The organism is Rhizobium sp. USDA 4016, from assembly GCF_056279705.1.
Map to the genome: position 1 here is coordinate 1,745,898 of NZ_JBWCCY010000004.1, position 13,871 is coordinate 1,759,768.

Sequence of the window (13,871 nt, forward strand, 5' to 3'; positions counted from 1 at the left end):
GGAAACGATGGAAACCAAAGCGAACTACACGATCGTCGGCTTTTTCACTGTTCTGGTGATCGCCGCCGCATTCGGCTTCGTCTACTGGATGGCCGAGTACGGACGCAGCGGTCCCATGGCGGAACTCGTCGTGCGCATTCCGGGATCGGCAAACGGTCTCAGCGTCGGGTCGCCGGTGCGTTTCAACGGCATCCAGGTGGGTTCGGTGACGTCGCTGTCGATCGATGCCGACGACCCGCAATATTCGCTGGCTTTCACCGAGGTGCGCGTCGATGCGCCGATCTATCCTTCCACCAGGGCCATCCTTGAAATCCAGGGCCTGACGGGCGCGGCCTATATCGAGCTTTCGGGCGGTAAGGTGGGTGAGGAGAACATCCTGCAGAAGGCCATCGAGACCGGCAAGCGCGCGGTCATCGTCGCAGATCAATCGAGCGTGACGAACCTCCTGGCGACGGCCGACAGGATCCTCGACCGGGCGAACGATGCGGTGGGAGAGGTTCAGGGTTTTGTCCGCGACGCGCGCGGACCGCTGACGAAGACGCTGCAGAATGCCGAGACCTTCTCCGACGCGCTGGCGAAGAACTCCGGGAACATCGATTCCTTCCTACAGAGCGTCGGCCAGCTTTCCGAAACAGTTCGCAACGTTTCCGGCAAGGTCGATTCTACGCTGGAGGCCGTCGAGGCGCTGGTGCGTGCGGTGGATGCGAAGAAGATCGATACGATCCTCAGCAATGCCGAAAAGGTGAGCCGCGATATCGCGAATGCCTCCGGCGACCTGAAGGGTGCGGTCCAGAGATTCAACGACACGGCGACGACTTTCAACGATTTCGGCAAGAAGGCGCAGACGACGCTCGATCGCGTCGACACGCTGGTGGCGCAGATCGATCCCGCCAAGGTGAAGGGGTCGGTCGACGATATTGCGCAGGCGACGAAGGATGCGCGCGTCGCGGTCGCCTCCATTCGGGACGTGGCCAATACGGTTTCGGCGCGCCAGAAGGATATCGACCAGACGATCCAGGACGTCTCGCAGATGGCGAACAAACTGAACTCGGCTTCGACGCGCGTCGATGGCATCCTGATCAAGCTCGACGCGCTGTTCGGCACCGACAATTCGCAGTCGCTCTTTACCGAAGCGCGCGCGACGCTCGAATCTTTCAAGAAGATGGCGGACAACCTCAACGCCCGGATCGGTCCGATCGCGGACAATCTGCAGCGATTCTCGAGCGGCGGCTTGCGCGACGTGCAGTCGCTCGTCGACGATGCCCGCCAGACCATGCAGAATCTCAACAGTGCGATCAGCAATATCGATCAGAATCCGCAGCGGCTGATTTTTGGTGGCGATACGGTGAAACAATATGACGGCCGGACGCGCCGTTGACATGGATATTTGAGAAGCAGGGGTAATAAAATATGGCCGTATCGCATGTGTTGGCGCGCCGTTCATTGCTGGCAAGGACGGCGTTCCTTTTGCCGCTTATGGCGCTGGCAGTGACCGGCTGCGGCACGGCGCCCAAGAACGATACTTTTGATCTTTCCGCCTCCGTCAGCATTGATGGCCGGGCTGCCAAGCGCCGCCAGATCCTCGTGCCAGCGCCGACGGCGCTGAAGGCGCTGGACAGCGAACAGATCGTTGTCCGCGTTTCGCCCTCCGAAATCCAGTATCTGTCGCGTTCGCAATGGAGCGACAGGCTGCCCCGCATCGTGCAGTCGAAGCTGGTCGAGGCCTTCGAAAACTCCGGCAAGCTCGGTGGCGTCGGCAAGCCGGGGCAGGGCCTTGCGATCGACTACCAGGTCGTGACCGACATCCGCTCCTTCGAGATTGACAACAGCGCCGGCGGCCAGGCGGTCGTCGAAATCTCCGCGAATATCCTCAACGATCGCAATGGTACGGTCCGCGCCCAGAAGGTTTTTCGCGCCGCCGTTCCCGCCGCCGGCGGATCGAGCCAGGGCTACGTCAAGGCGCTCGACCGCGCATTTGCAGCGGTGACTGGCGAAATCGTCGATTGGACGCTGCGATCGATCTGAGCGAGCCGGTTTTCGGGGCCGTTCAATTGGCCTTCGATTCGGCGAAGACGCTCCATGTCGTGGTCGACCTCTCCATCATATGTCGCTGCTTGGGGCGACATATTCTCGACCTGCATGAGGCCATTGATCTTCTCAAGGCTGGAGATGAGTTCGCCGAGCTAGTGAAGATTGCGGAATATCCTTGCTGAGCGCCATCGGTCTTCACCTCGAAAGCATGGATGTGCTCGCCTGGAACCTTCATGCCGTTCTCAGCCTAAGCGAGAGAATTCCGGCTTTTGTCGCTTGTTGATTTCGTGCCTGTGACGAGACTGCGCAGCTCATTGGCAGCAATTGCGAAGAGGCGTCGGGCTTCGCTTTGCTCGTTCTCCATCCATCCAGCATTTGATTCACCAATCGGCGGCCCGGAATCTTTGCACATTGCGTCGATGAAATACGGTCGAAAATACGCTTGATCGAACGGATGAGTTCGAGCCTGCAGTGAGCTCAATCGTCATCATCTTCATAATAGGGGTCGCGATAGCGGCGCCGTTCGCGTTCGTGGCCACTCTGCCAGTCGTCGCGATATACACGGTGCCGGACGTAGCGCTGGCAAAAGCCGTCTTCGCAGTAGGTATCAACAATCCGCTCGCGCACGACGCCGCTGTTGGATGACCTGTTCGAGCTTGTGTTCGACGATTGGCTTCCTGCCTCCGCCATGCTGGTTGTCATCGCGGCGGCGGCAAATATGACGAGTTGGACGCGCATAGATCTCTCCTTCCATGGCCATCACATTCAGCCATCAGGCCAGGGTGTGGCTGGACGATCCGATATCCGCTTTGCTACAGAACGGCCGTCCCGTCTGGTAAAAAGCACAGGAAAAGGGCCGCCTTTGGGCGAGCCTTCCTGTAGCAATCGTCAGCTTTGCTTCCGTTAGCTCAGGCGGCCTGCGGCGTGGGCCAGCATCGTGTAGACCTTGCCAGTATCCGACGTCAGGTACGATTGCGTAATCGTCCGGTCGCGGTCAGTGCGGGCGACGTCGGCAAGCAATTTCTCGAAATCGGCGATGTAGCGGTCGACGGCGGTGCGGAATTCCGGTTCGCGATCGTATTTGCGCTTGATTTCATCGAAGGTCTGCTGGCCCTTAAGCGTGTAGAGGCGGCGGGTGAAGACGTCGCGTTCACCGCGCTGATAACGGCGCCACAGATCGACCGAGGCGTCGTGATCGATCGCGCGGGCGATATCGACCGAGAGCGAATTCAGCGATTCGACGACGTGGCGCGGATTGCGGGTATCGGCGCTGCGCTGCTGTGCCGGCGCGGGCTGGGCGCTCGGGGCTGCCGTGCGTGCAGCGGGCGCCTCCTCGGCGGCTTCATCGCGCGAGGCGCCGCGCAGCAGGTCGCTGATCCAGCCGCCGGTTTCCTGACGGGCAGGCGTGGCCGGTACAGGCGCGGCCCGCTGCGGCGCAGGGGCCGCCGGCGGAGCGATCGCGCCGCGGAGCGCAAAGCCGTCTTCGACGACGGGCTGGCGGGTGGGCGCCGGGCCAGGCTGCTGGGCCGCAGGCGCCGGGCGCGGAGCGGGTTGGGCCTGTGCGGCGGCTCGGGCGACCGGCTCGGAGACTTCAAGCTGCTGCGTGGAGCGGCTGACGATCTGCGAAATATCCTGCAGCGCCTTGATCTGCTCGGCAACGGCACGGCGCATGGCGGCCGCACTCTCCTTGGCTTCTTCCGGAAGGTCGAATGCGCCGCGCTTCAATTCGCTGCGCGTCATGTCGAGTTCCTTGCGGATATCGCCGGCCGAACGGCGGATTTCGTCAGTGGCGCCGGAGAAGCGGGCAACCGCTTCCTCGACGGCTTCGCGAAGCGATTCGCGGAGCTGCTGGGCAGCACCGTCCGATGCGCGGCCTGCCTCGCCGAGCATTCGCTCGACATCCGAAAGCGACGCGGTCAGCCCGCCGCGTAGGCGGTTCACCAGGTCGTTCGAGCGACGTTCGGCATTGTCGAAGGTGCCTTCGATCGTTGCGCTCGCTTCTTCGCCAGCCTTGACGATCGAGCTGCGCATCGCTTCGGCGGCTTCCTCGGCGCGCTTTTCCGTCTCCGAAAGCACGCGGCCGATATCGGCGAAGGAGGATTGCACGCCCTGGCGCAGATTGCCGGTGACCTGGTTGGAGCGCTGCTCGGCACGCTCGAAGGCATTCTCGACCATGCCGGAGAGGGCACGCATCGTCTTTTCAATCTCTTCGGAACGTTGGACGAGGCCGACGGAGAGGCTCTGCAGGGCGCCTTCGCGTTCCTCGAGTGTCGAGACGAGATTCGACTGCGCAGCCGCGAGCAGGTTTGAAGCCTGGCTTAGGACCTTCGAGTGCTCGTCGAAGCGGCCGATGATGCCGCCGACCTGCGCCAGCGTTTGGCCCGATATGTCGGAGAGGCGGTCGACCTTGCCTTCGAGAAGACGGGTCGAGGCGGAAACCATCTCCGCCGCCTTCGACGCCGAGTCGGTGAAGCGCGAGGTGGTCTCGCCGAGGCGACCGTCGACAGTGGCAAGATCTTCGGCCGCACTGTTCATCATCATCGCCATCGAGGCACTGTTTTCGGACAGGCGCTCGATGAGTGCGTTGACGTTGGCAAGCAGGCTCGTTTCAATAGCATTGACCGCCGTGGAAGCGCTCTCGGTGCGGGCCGCGATCGCATTCGCCAGGACTGCGTTTTCGGCGCGCAGGCGGTCCGCACTCTGTTCGGCTGCGGCGGCGATGCGGGCCGCGGCCTCCTTGCCCGCTTCCGTGTAGCGCTCGATCATCGGATGCGCGGTTTCGTCGATCAGGCGCGAGAGCTCGGAAGAACGGCCGGCGAGCATGGAGTTGAGCTCGCGGGTGCGCTCGTCGAGCGTCGAGCGGATCGTATGGCCGCGGGCTTCGAGTGCCTTTTCGACATCGGTCAAGGTCGCATCAATTTCGCGTGCGCGCTCTTCCAGACCGGAGCGGATCGCGCTGCTGCGGGCTTCGAGAGCCCTGTCGACGTTCGACATGGTCGTGGCGATGCCTTCGCTGGCGCTTGCGATCGTCGAGCGGATTGCGTCGCCGCGGTTCTCCAGCGAGGATTGGGCCTCGGAGAGAGCCTGCGAAATGGCATTCACCTGGCCGCTGACGAGCGTTTCGGCTTCGGCGACCTTGTTGACGATCGCATTGCCGGCCTCGGAGAAGGTCTGGGCGACGGCGGCTGCCTGGCTCGCGAGGCGGTTCTGCGCCTCGGAAACGCGGCCGACGATCTGTTCGGAGCGCTCGTCCATGGCACGCGCGAACTCGCCGCTCTTCTGGTCGAGGCCTTCGGTGAACTGCTGGCCGGTGCGGGCCATCAGTTCGGCCGTGCGTGCGGCTTCGGCATCCATGCCCTGGGCAGCATCGGCGACGGCGCTGCGCAGCGTCGAGGCGAGGCCGGCGGCCTTGCCTTCGATCGTCTGATTGACGGCGTTGAGGCCAAGAGTGAGCGCCCGATCCATGGTGGACAGGCGTTCGTCGATATGCTCGCTGCCGCGATGCATCGCCTGCGCAAGGTTTGCCGTGCGGTCGTCGATGGACGTTGCGAGATTTGCGGCACGATCGTCGATCGTCATCGTGAGATTTGCAGCGCGTTCATCGACAGCGGCAGTCAGAGCCGAAGTCCGCTCGCCAATCGCAGCTGCGAGACTTGCTGTGCGCTCATCGATGGCGCTGGCGAGGCTTGCCGTGCGCTCATCGATCGCGCCGGTAAGCGTATCGCTCGTGCTTTCCAGGACAGTCGTAACGCGCAAGGCGGCATCGTCGCCGAGTTCGCGCAGTTGCGAAATGCTGTCGTTAAGTGTTTCCGCAAGCCGGCTGCCTGCGGCATCCACCTGCGTTGCGACACCGCCGACTCCGTCGCGGATGCGGTTTTCGAGAGCGGCAAGGCCCGCTTCGACGCGCGAACCGGTCTCAGCAAAACGGCCGGTCATACCGTCTATCGACTGATCGAGGTGCATGGAGAAAGTTTCGGCCGAGCGCGAGATTTCGCTCGCCGCATCCTGAAAGCGGCCGGCGATCTGGCCGGCGCCTTCACGCAGGCGCTCTTCGAGCGACCTGGCGCTGCCGTCGATGGTCTGGCGGATGGAGGCTTCATGATCTTCCAGCGACATTTCGAGCATGCTGGCGCTTGCGGCGACCGAGGCGCCAATGGTCGTCGTCTGCTCGGACAGCGTATCGCTGAGCTGCGCATGGGCGTCGCTGAGCGAAAGGCTGATCGCGTTCGCACGGTCGTCCAGCGTTGCGCGGATGCGATCATGGGCGGAGGCAAGGCTGCCGTCGATGCGGGCGGCAGCTTCGCTGGTAAGCGATTCCATGCGTGCGGCTGCTTCGCCCGTCAGCGACTCAAGGCGGTTGTTGCTGCTGGAGAGTGTCGAGGAGAGCGCTGCGACGTGTTCGCCGAGCGACCGTTCGAGCCGTTCCTGGTTGTCGGTATAAGCGCTGCGGATTCCCTCTGCCTTGTCGGTGAAGGCGCCGGCAACCCGGGCCTCAGCACCTGCAACGGTATCGAGGAGTGCGTTGGTGCGGGCTTCAAGTGCGCTGTCGAAGCGGCTCTGGCTATCGTCGAGCGATATGGCGAGCGCCATCGTTTTTTCGTCGAGGGCGTCGGCCAGGCGGTCGTGATTGCTCGAGAGCGCGCTGACGAGTGCGCTGCTGCGCTCCGCCATGACACCGTCGATGCGTTCATGGGCGGAATCCAGGGCCTGGGTGATCGCCGCGGCACGCTGGGAGATTACGTTGTTGAGCTCGTCGGCGCGGCCGAATGCGGAGGTTATCTGCTCCGTGCCGGCGGAGACGGCAGCCGTGAGGTCGGACGTGGTCGACAGCAGCGTCTCGCGGAATTCCGTCGAACGCGCCGCGAGATTGTTGTGGAGTTCGGACGTGCCGGTTGCGAGCGCTAGCGAAATTTCACCGGTGGCGTTCTGCAGAGCAGATGCCAATTCGCTGGTGCGGCCCGAAAGATTCGCCTGCAGCTCAGAAGTGCCGGATGTGAGAGCCTCGGAAAGCTCGCTTTTAGCATTTTTGAGCGCGGAGGTCAGTTTGCCGGTGTGGCTCGAAAGGTTCGTCCGCAGATCGGTGGTGCCGGACGCCAGCGTCTCAGAAATTTCATCCTTTGCGCTCTGCAGCGCGAAGGTGAGCTCGCTCGTGCGGCCTGAAAGGCTGCCATGCAGATCGGAGACGCCCGAGGCGAGCACCTCAGAAATCTCGCCGCTTGCGGACTGCAAGGCAGAAGTGATCTCGCTGCTGCGGGCCGAAAGGCTGCCATGCAGCTCGGAAACGCCGGAGGCGAGCGCCTCGGAAATCCCGCCGCTCGCAGACTGCAGGGCAGAGGTGATCTCGCTGGTGCGGGCCGAAAGGGCGTTGGAGATTTCGTCGACCTTGCTGCCAAGAGAGCTTTCGAGGACTTCCTGACCCGTACTCAGCGCAGTCGCCAGCGCGAAGGACTGGTCGGTCATCGAGGCGCCGAGGCGCTCGATGCTGGAATTGAGGATGCCGTCGATCGATTCCGAGCCGCCGGCCAGCGTCTCGTTGATGCGCGCGAGGCTTTCCATCAGCTTGGTGTCGAGCGAACCAGCGCGCTTGTCGAAGGCGTTTGTGAATTCCGCCACGCGCTCGTCGAACGCGGTCGACATCTGGGCGACGGTTGCCTGCAGGCGCTCGTCGAAGAAGCCGGAGCGCAGGTCGAGGTCCATGATGGCGTCGTCGGCGCTGGACTGCAGGCTTTGACGGAAGCTTGCGCTCTTATCGTCGAGCGACGCGTTGAGCTTGGCAAGCACGTCGTCGAGCGTGCCGGTGATATCGCGTTCGCCACCGGTCAGACTTTCGTTGATTTCGCGGGTGCGGGCAATCAGGATTTCGTTCAGCTGGCGGGCGCGGTCGTTCAGCGCCGCATTCAGCTTCTCGGCGCTGCTGTCCATAGTGGAGGCACGCGTTTCGAACTGGCTGAGCAACTGCTCACCGCGATCATTGAGGTTGGAGGTGAGCGACTCCAGGCGCGTGTCGAATTCGTGTGCCAGCGCAAAACCGGAGGAGGTAAGCGTCTGCAGCAGCGAGTCGGTCTTGGCTGCGAGAAGCGAGCCGAGCGACTGGATCGCCGTTTCCGATTTTTCCGTCAGCGTCGCAGCCCGGGTGTCGATCATCGATGCGAAGGCTTCGCCTGACGTCGCAAGGCGTACGGCGATCTCTTCCGTCGCGAGCGAAAGGTCTTCCTTCAGCTGGTCATGGACGCCGACGATCGAGCTGCGGATGCGCTCCGCGTGATTGACGATCGCTTCGCGCTCGGAGCCGAGTTCATGAACCAGCCCGCGCACGCGCAGTTCATTATCGGCATAGCTGCGTTCAAGCGCGTTAACTTCGGAGTGAACCAGGGTTTCAAGCTCGGAAGCGCGCGCGATCGTGCGCTCGATGCCTTCGTTCATGGCGGAGACTTCACGGCGAACGGCTTGGCCGACCGTCATGATGCGTTCGGATGCGATCGTTTCCGGTTCGGAGAGACGCAGTGCCACTTCCGCCATGGAGCGGGCGGCGTTGCGCATGTCCTGAGCGCGCGAGATCATGATTGCAAAGGCATAGAACAGAAGCACCGGCACGATGACGCCGATGATGCCGGCAATGACGCCGGGGAGGGCCGCGAGATCGGTAACGGAACGGATCTGCCAGATCTGCGGCGAGTAGAGCAGGGCCATCAGGCCGACGCCGCCGACGATCCACAGCAGCGAGAAGAGCGTGGCGTTGCGCACGGCCGAACGCGTCGAGCCGCCGTCTAGCGATTTCAGAATGGAGGCGGCCGTCATGCGGTTTGCATCGTTCGCCGCGGCCAGCGCCGGCGCGCGGGCCACCTGCTCCGCCCTGGAGCCGCGGCCGCGGCGGCGCTGGCTCTCATCCTGGTCCTGCTGATTGCTGCGGGCAGATGGCGTGTCGGACACTTTGGCCTCCGGGGCGTCAGGCGTTTTAGCGCCGCGAGACGGCGCCTTCTGCTGGCTGAAGTCGATCTGGAGAGCTTCGTCCAATGCTTTGAAGGCCTTGTCCTCGATCGACTCGCTGTACTTGTTGTTCGCCATTCGGTTACGCCTCGTTACATCTCAGCCGGTTCAGCCGCATTTCCCGGACAGTGCCGCGTCGGGATTCCAACCTTTGCCTTTGACCTTCCCATCCGAGCCGACGTACGGATAAGCATGTCATTTCAGAGTAGATAGCCGCTTTTTCAAACGGACGGTATCAAAACATTACCACTATCCACTTGGCCAGCAAAGGCGCGTACCATAAACCTAGTCTACTAGTATCGTAGTGACACATCCGGGCTTCCGAGACAATTAATGAAGCCTTGCTAATCATCATCCATTAATCCGTTGTTAACATAATTTAACGCAGGCGGACGTCGAAAAACCAATAATTTAGGGGTGTTAAGCGGTTGTTAACCATAGCGGTAGAATTCCGCCCTCAATGTGCCAGAATTTAACGCGATCGCCACTCTCCAACCGCAGTGTGAATCCACCTGCGGGGTAAAGACGGGAGAATTGGCACATGGCAGCAGTCAGTATTGCGTTCGAGGCGCCGGATAATTCAAACGGGCCTTGCCCCTCAAAGGGCCGCCCGATCGACCTGGTTCATCTGGCAAAGCAGACGATGGGCGACAAGGCGCTTGAAGTCGAGGTCCTGAAGATATTTGCGCGCCAGGCACGCGCCTGCCTGCAGGAGGTTTCGTCGGGCGATGCAAAGAAGATGCAAGCCGCTGCCCACCGGCTGAAAGGGGCGGCGAGCGCGGTTGGGGCTTTCCAGGTATCCGAAGCGGCAGACATGCTCGAGAACAATTGCGGCGATGCAGCGTGCATGGCCGCGGTCGGAGCCGCCGTCGTCGAAGCCGAAAATTTCATTCTCAAGCTCAGCCGCTAGAGCCGAGCATTTTAAGCCACTCGGCCCGCTGCTCCATTCCGGAACAGCGGGTCTTTTTGTGGCCAGCGGTATGACGCAAATGGAAAAGCCCGTCGCTTTTAAATATGGAATGAAACCGTGAAGGCGGTCGATGTTGACTGCCCATCGGATTTGTTGGAAGAAAAATTTCGATCCTCCCTCTTCATGTAATACCGGAAAGCATCATGCCCAAACTGACTATCGTTGCCTTCGACGGCACGCGCTTCGATCTGGATGTCGATCAAGGCTCCACCGTGATGGAGAATGCCGTGCGCAACTCGGTGCCAGGCATAGAAGCCGAGTGCGGCGGCGCATGCGCCTGTGCGACCTGTCATGTCTATGTCGACGAAGAATGGGCCGAGCGCGTCGGCCCGCCGGAAGCGATGGAAGAAGACATGCTCGACTTCGCCTTCGATGTCCGCCCGACTTCGCGGCTTTCCTGCCAGATCAGAATGAAGGCGGCGCTCGACGGACTTATCGTCCAGGTGCCCGAGCGCCAGGCCTGATCTGTGCAAAAAAAGCCTCGCGCGCCGGATGACGTGCGAGGCGAGGCGGGCGCATAACCATCGGGCGAGGGAGGACCGCCCGCGGCTTAGAACGCGCCAGGAGAACCCAGTAACAGAAGAGCAGGTCAATCCCGCCTGAACTTCCGAATGTGTTCATATTAGCGCGTGCGGGTTGAGTCGCATATCGCTAATTTTCATCATTAACAGGCTTTGGAGGAGGAACGCCTCGCATTAGTTTCGTTGCTCAGCTAACGATATCGCGTGCTTATTGCGAAAATTGGGTTATTTTTCGCTGCCGGACGAACTGATTCGCTTGTTGAGCAAGCGCATCATCCTGCTCTGAAAGTTGACTGCCTCGATGCGGTCGAAACGCGCCTGCAACCTGTCGTGTTCTTCTATTCCGCGATTAGATTCTTCCGTGACAAGCTCCTGCATGGCTCCGCAGCTGCGCTGGGCGGGCAGCGCGAGGATCCGTCGCTCCATGAGGCGCGCTTGTGTGCGGGCGATTTCCGCGTGTCGCTCCTCATGCCTTTTGATGTCGCTCGAGAGTGCATCCCAGATCGTCGATAGCTGTTTGCTGGCGCCGTTGCGGTTTCGCCAGCGCGGCAGGATGATCTGCGTGTGAACGGTCACCTTTGCGCTGGTGATGCGGCAGCGGCCGTTGCTCTGCACGTAGGTCGCCTCGCCGCCGAAGCGGATTTTCGTGGCGCCGGGGTGGCGCGCGGAGGAGCCACTCGCCGTCGGCCCGCGGCGGCTCAGTTCCTCATCGAGCTCGCCGGCACTCTTTCCTCGGATGTCGAAATAGGAGTAGCTTTTGGTCGCAACGACTTGAGCCGAGGCGGGAATGCAGAGGGCAACCGTCGTGGAAAAAGCAAGGACGAAACGCATATAACGCGATGCGGAAGGCATTCTTGACGCTACCCGTGTTGAAGTTCGGTGGAGCTTGGGGCATAGCCACCGCGAGCGCAATACAGGGCGTCGGCTTTTTTTATTATCAATGGGATAAACCCCGATGCTACAGCTTCGAAGCAGTTTCTGGCGCGTGGCGCATGGCCGCGAAATAGAACTCGGGCCGCGCGGCGTAATCATGGCGATCATCAATGTGACGCCGGATTCCTTTTCGGATGGCGGACGCTACGAAAGCGTGGATGCCGCCGTCGAGCATGCCCTTCAGTCCGTCAGCGAGGGAGCCGCGATCATCGACATCGGCGGGGAGTCGACACGCCCGGGTGCTGCCGAAGTCAGCCCTGCGGAAGAGCAGTCCCGCGTGCTGCCGGTGATCGAGGCTCTGCGCGGCAGGAGCGATGCGCTGATTTCGATCGACACCTACCGGGCGGAGACGGCGCGGCTCGCCGTCGGGGCCGGCGCGCATATCATCAACGACGTCTTCGGATTGCAGAAGGAGGCGGAGATCGCGAGGGTTTCGACCGATACCGGCGCCGGACTCTGCCTCATGCATACGGGCCGCGAACGCGAGAAGCTTCCGGACGTGATTGCGGATCAATATCATTTCTTGGTCCGCTCCCTGGAGATCGCCGCGGAAGCAGGCGTCATGCGCGAGCGGATCGTGCTTGATCCGGGATTCGGCTTTGCCAAGGATGCCGACGAGAACCTGGAGCTGATGGCGAGGTTTGCCGAATTGCAGCGTTTCGGATTGCCGCTGCTGGCGGGCACGTCGCGAAAGCGCTTCGTCGGTGCGGTCACAGGACGGGATGCGGCTGAGCGCGACGTTGCAACGGCGGCGAGCAGCGCACTGCTCAGGCTTCAGGGTGCTGCGGTTTTCCGGGTGCACAATGTCGCAATCAACAGGGATGCGCTGGCGGTCGCGGATGCTATGCTGGCGGCGCGCCGGGATTTCGAGCAAAGAGAAGGCTGATGGGCACGAAATATACAATCACGCTGCAGAATTGCGCGTTCTTTGCGCGTCACGGGGTTCACGACGAAGAGGAGTTCCTCGGCCAGCGGTTCTTCATCGATGCCGAGCTCGACGTCGTCGCGGCGGGTGCGCTCGAAAGCGACTCGATCGACGATACCGTGAACTACGGGATTGCCTTCACCGTGATCGAGGAGATCGTCACCGGCAGGCGCCGCAATCTGATCGAAGCGCTGGCGCTCGATATCGCCAAGGGTCTCTGCGAAAAGTTTCATCAGATCAGGCGCGCCAAGATCACGGTGCGCAAGCCGAATGCGCCAGTGCCCGGCGTTCTCGATTTCGTACAGGTGAGCGTTGAACACTTTGCCGGCTGATCGTTTCAGACCCGCCACGCTCGGTCTCGGCGGCAATCTCGGTGACCCCGTGAAATCGATGGCTGCCGCCCTGCGGAAGCTCGACGGGCGTGACGATTGCCGGCTCACCGCCGTGTCGCGGCTCTACCGCACGCCGCCCTGGGGCAAGACGGACCAATCCTTCTTCTTCAATGCGTGCGCGGCACTCCATACGTTGCTCGAACCGGAGGCGTTGCTCGACGTCTGTCTCGGCATCGAGCGCGACATGAAACGCGAGCGCATCGAGCGTTGGGGACCGCGAACGCTCGACATCGATCTGCTGACATTCGACGATATCGAACAGGGGGCGCCGAGGCTGGAACTGCCGCATCCGCGCATGACCGAGCGAGGCTTCGTTCTGATGCCGCTTGCAGATTTTGCCGCGGACCTCATCGTCAAGGGCCGCACCGTCGCGGATTGGCTTTCGCGAGCAGATATCCAAGGCATCGAGATCGCCGATGCCGATCGCGAGTGGTGGCGCAGCGCCTCAAATGAAAAAGCGGCGGAAAATCCGCCGCTTGGGTGACTGCTATCGTACAGTTCTTACTCGACGGAGCCGACCGTCATTTCATCGACCTGGCGGGTCAGGGTGAGGCCGATCACCGGGACCATGCGATCCTCGACCTTTACCGACACGGTGACGTTCATCGTCTTGTCGTCGCGGACGCGGGCGATCATCGCGCCGTTCAGCTTGGCGCGGTTCAGGCCGACGACGACGGTGTCCTGTGTGACGGTGCCCGAGACGACATCGAGACCCTTACCGGCGGCACCATCAAGGAATTTGCCCTTATAGCCGCCGCGCGACTGGGTGATGACGGCGGACATCGGCTGTTTGAACACGCCAACGCGGCAAGAGCCGTCGAGCTTGATGCCGGCGCCGCCGTCGCTCACGGCAGAACCGATGAGGTTGCAGCTAAATTTCGTGCCCTTGTATTTGCCGGCGACGATTTCGCCCGGACCTCTCCAGTTGCCCGCAACAGACTCGAAGAAAGCCTTGTCGCGTGTGGCGGCGGTGGCAGCAGGGGCAATATCGGCCGCCGGAGACAATGCCGCGGCGACGAGCCCGCATAGGAAGAGAACTTTGCGCGAATACATGGATTTTCCTTGGCAAACACCACCCGTTACTAGCCTGGAGTTTTGCCGAATAATGGTTA

General features: G+C 61.9%; 11 protein-coding genes. 7 read left to right on the forward strand and 4 right to left on the reverse strand.

The annotated features are described in order from the left end of the window. The first annotated feature begins 7 nt into the window (after positions 1-7). Complete coding sequence (locus ACZ9DP_RS23810) at positions 8-1,378, forward strand: MlaD family protein (RefSeq protein ID WP_476203772.1); 1,371 nt, start codon at positions 8-10, stop codon at positions 1,376-1,378. 32 nt (positions 1,379-1,410) lie between these two features. Beyond that, positions 1,411-2,025 (forward strand): ABC-type transport auxiliary lipoprotein family protein, encoded by a 615-nt coding sequence (locus ACZ9DP_RS23815; RefSeq protein WP_074068400.1) that lies wholly within the window; start codon positions 1,411-1,413, stop codon positions 2,023-2,025. A gap of 483 nt (positions 2,026-2,508) precedes the next feature. Here ACZ9DP_RS23815 and ACZ9DP_RS23820 read toward each other — a convergent pair whose 3' ends face one another. Both ACZ9DP_RS23820 and ACZ9DP_RS23825 read right to left on the reverse strand, forming a co-directional pair. Continuing rightward, on the reverse strand, positions 2,509-2,769 hold the full coding sequence (locus ACZ9DP_RS23820) for a hypothetical protein (protein WP_074068397.1): 261 nt from the start codon (positions 2,767-2,769) through the stop codon (positions 2,509-2,511). 165 nt (positions 2,770-2,934) lie between these two features. After that, complete coding sequence (locus ACZ9DP_RS23825; protein ID WP_476203773.1) at positions 2,935-9,096, reverse strand: apolipoprotein A-IV repeat region-like domain-containing protein; 6,162 nt, start codon at positions 9,094-9,096, stop codon at positions 2,935-2,937. A gap of 463 nt (positions 9,097-9,559) precedes the next feature. Between ACZ9DP_RS23825 and ACZ9DP_RS23830 the strand changes: the two genes are divergently transcribed. Further along, the gene (locus ACZ9DP_RS23830) at positions 9,560-9,928 is read left to right on the forward strand and encodes an Hpt domain-containing protein (protein WP_022715197.1); all 369 of its coding nucleotides are present in this window, start codon (positions 9,560-9,562) and stop codon (positions 9,926-9,928) included. Between the two features lie 203 nt (positions 9,929-10,131). Continuing rightward, positions 10,132-10,452 (forward strand): 2Fe-2S iron-sulfur cluster-binding protein, encoded by a 321-nt coding sequence (locus ACZ9DP_RS23835; RefSeq protein ID WP_022715198.1) that lies wholly within the window; start codon positions 10,132-10,134, stop codon positions 10,450-10,452. Positions 10,453-10,734: 282 nt separating this feature from the next. Here the strand turns inward: ACZ9DP_RS23835 and ACZ9DP_RS23840 are convergent, their stop codons facing one another. Further along, entirely contained in the window at positions 10,735-11,361 is a 627-nt protein-coding gene (locus tag ACZ9DP_RS23840; RefSeq protein WP_194729816.1) for a DUF922 domain-containing Zn-dependent protease, read from the reverse strand. 103 nt (positions 11,362-11,464) lie between these two features. Here ACZ9DP_RS23840 and folP point away from each other — a divergent pair, with 103 nt between their 5' ends. The 3 genes from folP to folK are packed head-to-tail and all read left to right on the forward strand — an operon-like array spanning position 11,465 to position 13,243. Then, on the forward strand, positions 11,465-12,328 hold the full coding sequence (gene folP / locus ACZ9DP_RS23845) for a dihydropteroate synthase (protein ID WP_194729815.1): 864 nt from the start codon (positions 11,465-11,467) through the stop codon (positions 12,326-12,328). After that, complete coding sequence (gene folB, locus ACZ9DP_RS23850) at positions 12,328-12,699, forward strand: dihydroneopterin aldolase (protein ID WP_074068386.1); 372 nt, start codon at positions 12,328-12,330, stop codon at positions 12,697-12,699. The genes folP and folB overlap by 1 nt, the downstream gene beginning before the upstream one ends. After that, positions 12,680-13,243, forward strand: coding sequence for a 2-amino-4-hydroxy-6-hydroxymethyldihydropteridine diphosphokinase (gene folK, locus ACZ9DP_RS23855; protein WP_083635754.1), 564 nt, complete (start codon positions 12,680-12,682; stop codon positions 13,241-13,243). Before folB ends, folK begins: the two co-directional genes overlap by 20 nt. A gap of 17 nt (positions 13,244-13,260) precedes the next feature. Here folK and ACZ9DP_RS23860 read toward each other — a convergent pair whose 3' ends face one another. After that, positions 13,261-13,812, reverse strand: a complete 552-nt coding sequence (locus ACZ9DP_RS23860; protein WP_476203774.1) for a hypothetical protein — start codon at positions 13,810-13,812, stop codon at positions 13,261-13,263. Positions 13,813-13,871 lie beyond the last annotated feature (59 nt).

Bases quoted from the DNA above. Each gene is read 5' to 3' on its own strand.
- ACZ9DP_RS23810 (WP_476203772.1), top strand. From the start codon at position 8: ATGGAAACCAAAGCGAACTACACGATCGTCGGCTTTTTCACTGTTCTG.
- ACZ9DP_RS23815 (WP_074068400.1), top strand. From the start codon at position 1,411: ATGGCCGTATCGCATGTGTTGGCGCGCCGTTCATTGCTGGCAAGGACG.
- ACZ9DP_RS23820 (WP_074068397.1), bottom strand. From the start codon at position 2,769: ATGCGCGTCCAACTCGTCATATTTGCCGCCGCCGCGATGACAACCAGC.
- ACZ9DP_RS23825 (WP_476203773.1), bottom strand. From the start codon at position 9,096: ATGGCGAACAACAAGTACAGCGAGTCGATCGAGGACAAGGCCTTCAAA.
- ACZ9DP_RS23830 (WP_022715197.1), top strand. From the start codon at position 9,560: ATGGCAGCAGTCAGTATTGCGTTCGAGGCGCCGGATAATTCAAACGGG.
- ACZ9DP_RS23835 (WP_022715198.1), top strand. From the start codon at position 10,132: ATGCCCAAACTGACTATCGTTGCCTTCGACGGCACGCGCTTCGATCTG.
- ACZ9DP_RS23840 (WP_194729816.1), bottom strand. From the start codon at position 11,361: ATGCCTTCCGCATCGCGTTATATGCGTTTCGTCCTTGCTTTTTCCACG.
- folP (WP_194729815.1), top strand. From the start codon at position 11,465: ATGCTACAGCTTCGAAGCAGTTTCTGGCGCGTGGCGCATGGCCGCGAA.
- folB (WP_074068386.1), top strand. From the start codon at position 12,328: ATGGGCACGAAATATACAATCACGCTGCAGAATTGCGCGTTCTTTGCG.
- ACZ9DP_RS23860 (WP_476203774.1), bottom strand. From the start codon at position 13,812: ATGTATTCGCGCAAAGTTCTCTTCCTATGCGGGCTCGTCGCCGCGGCA.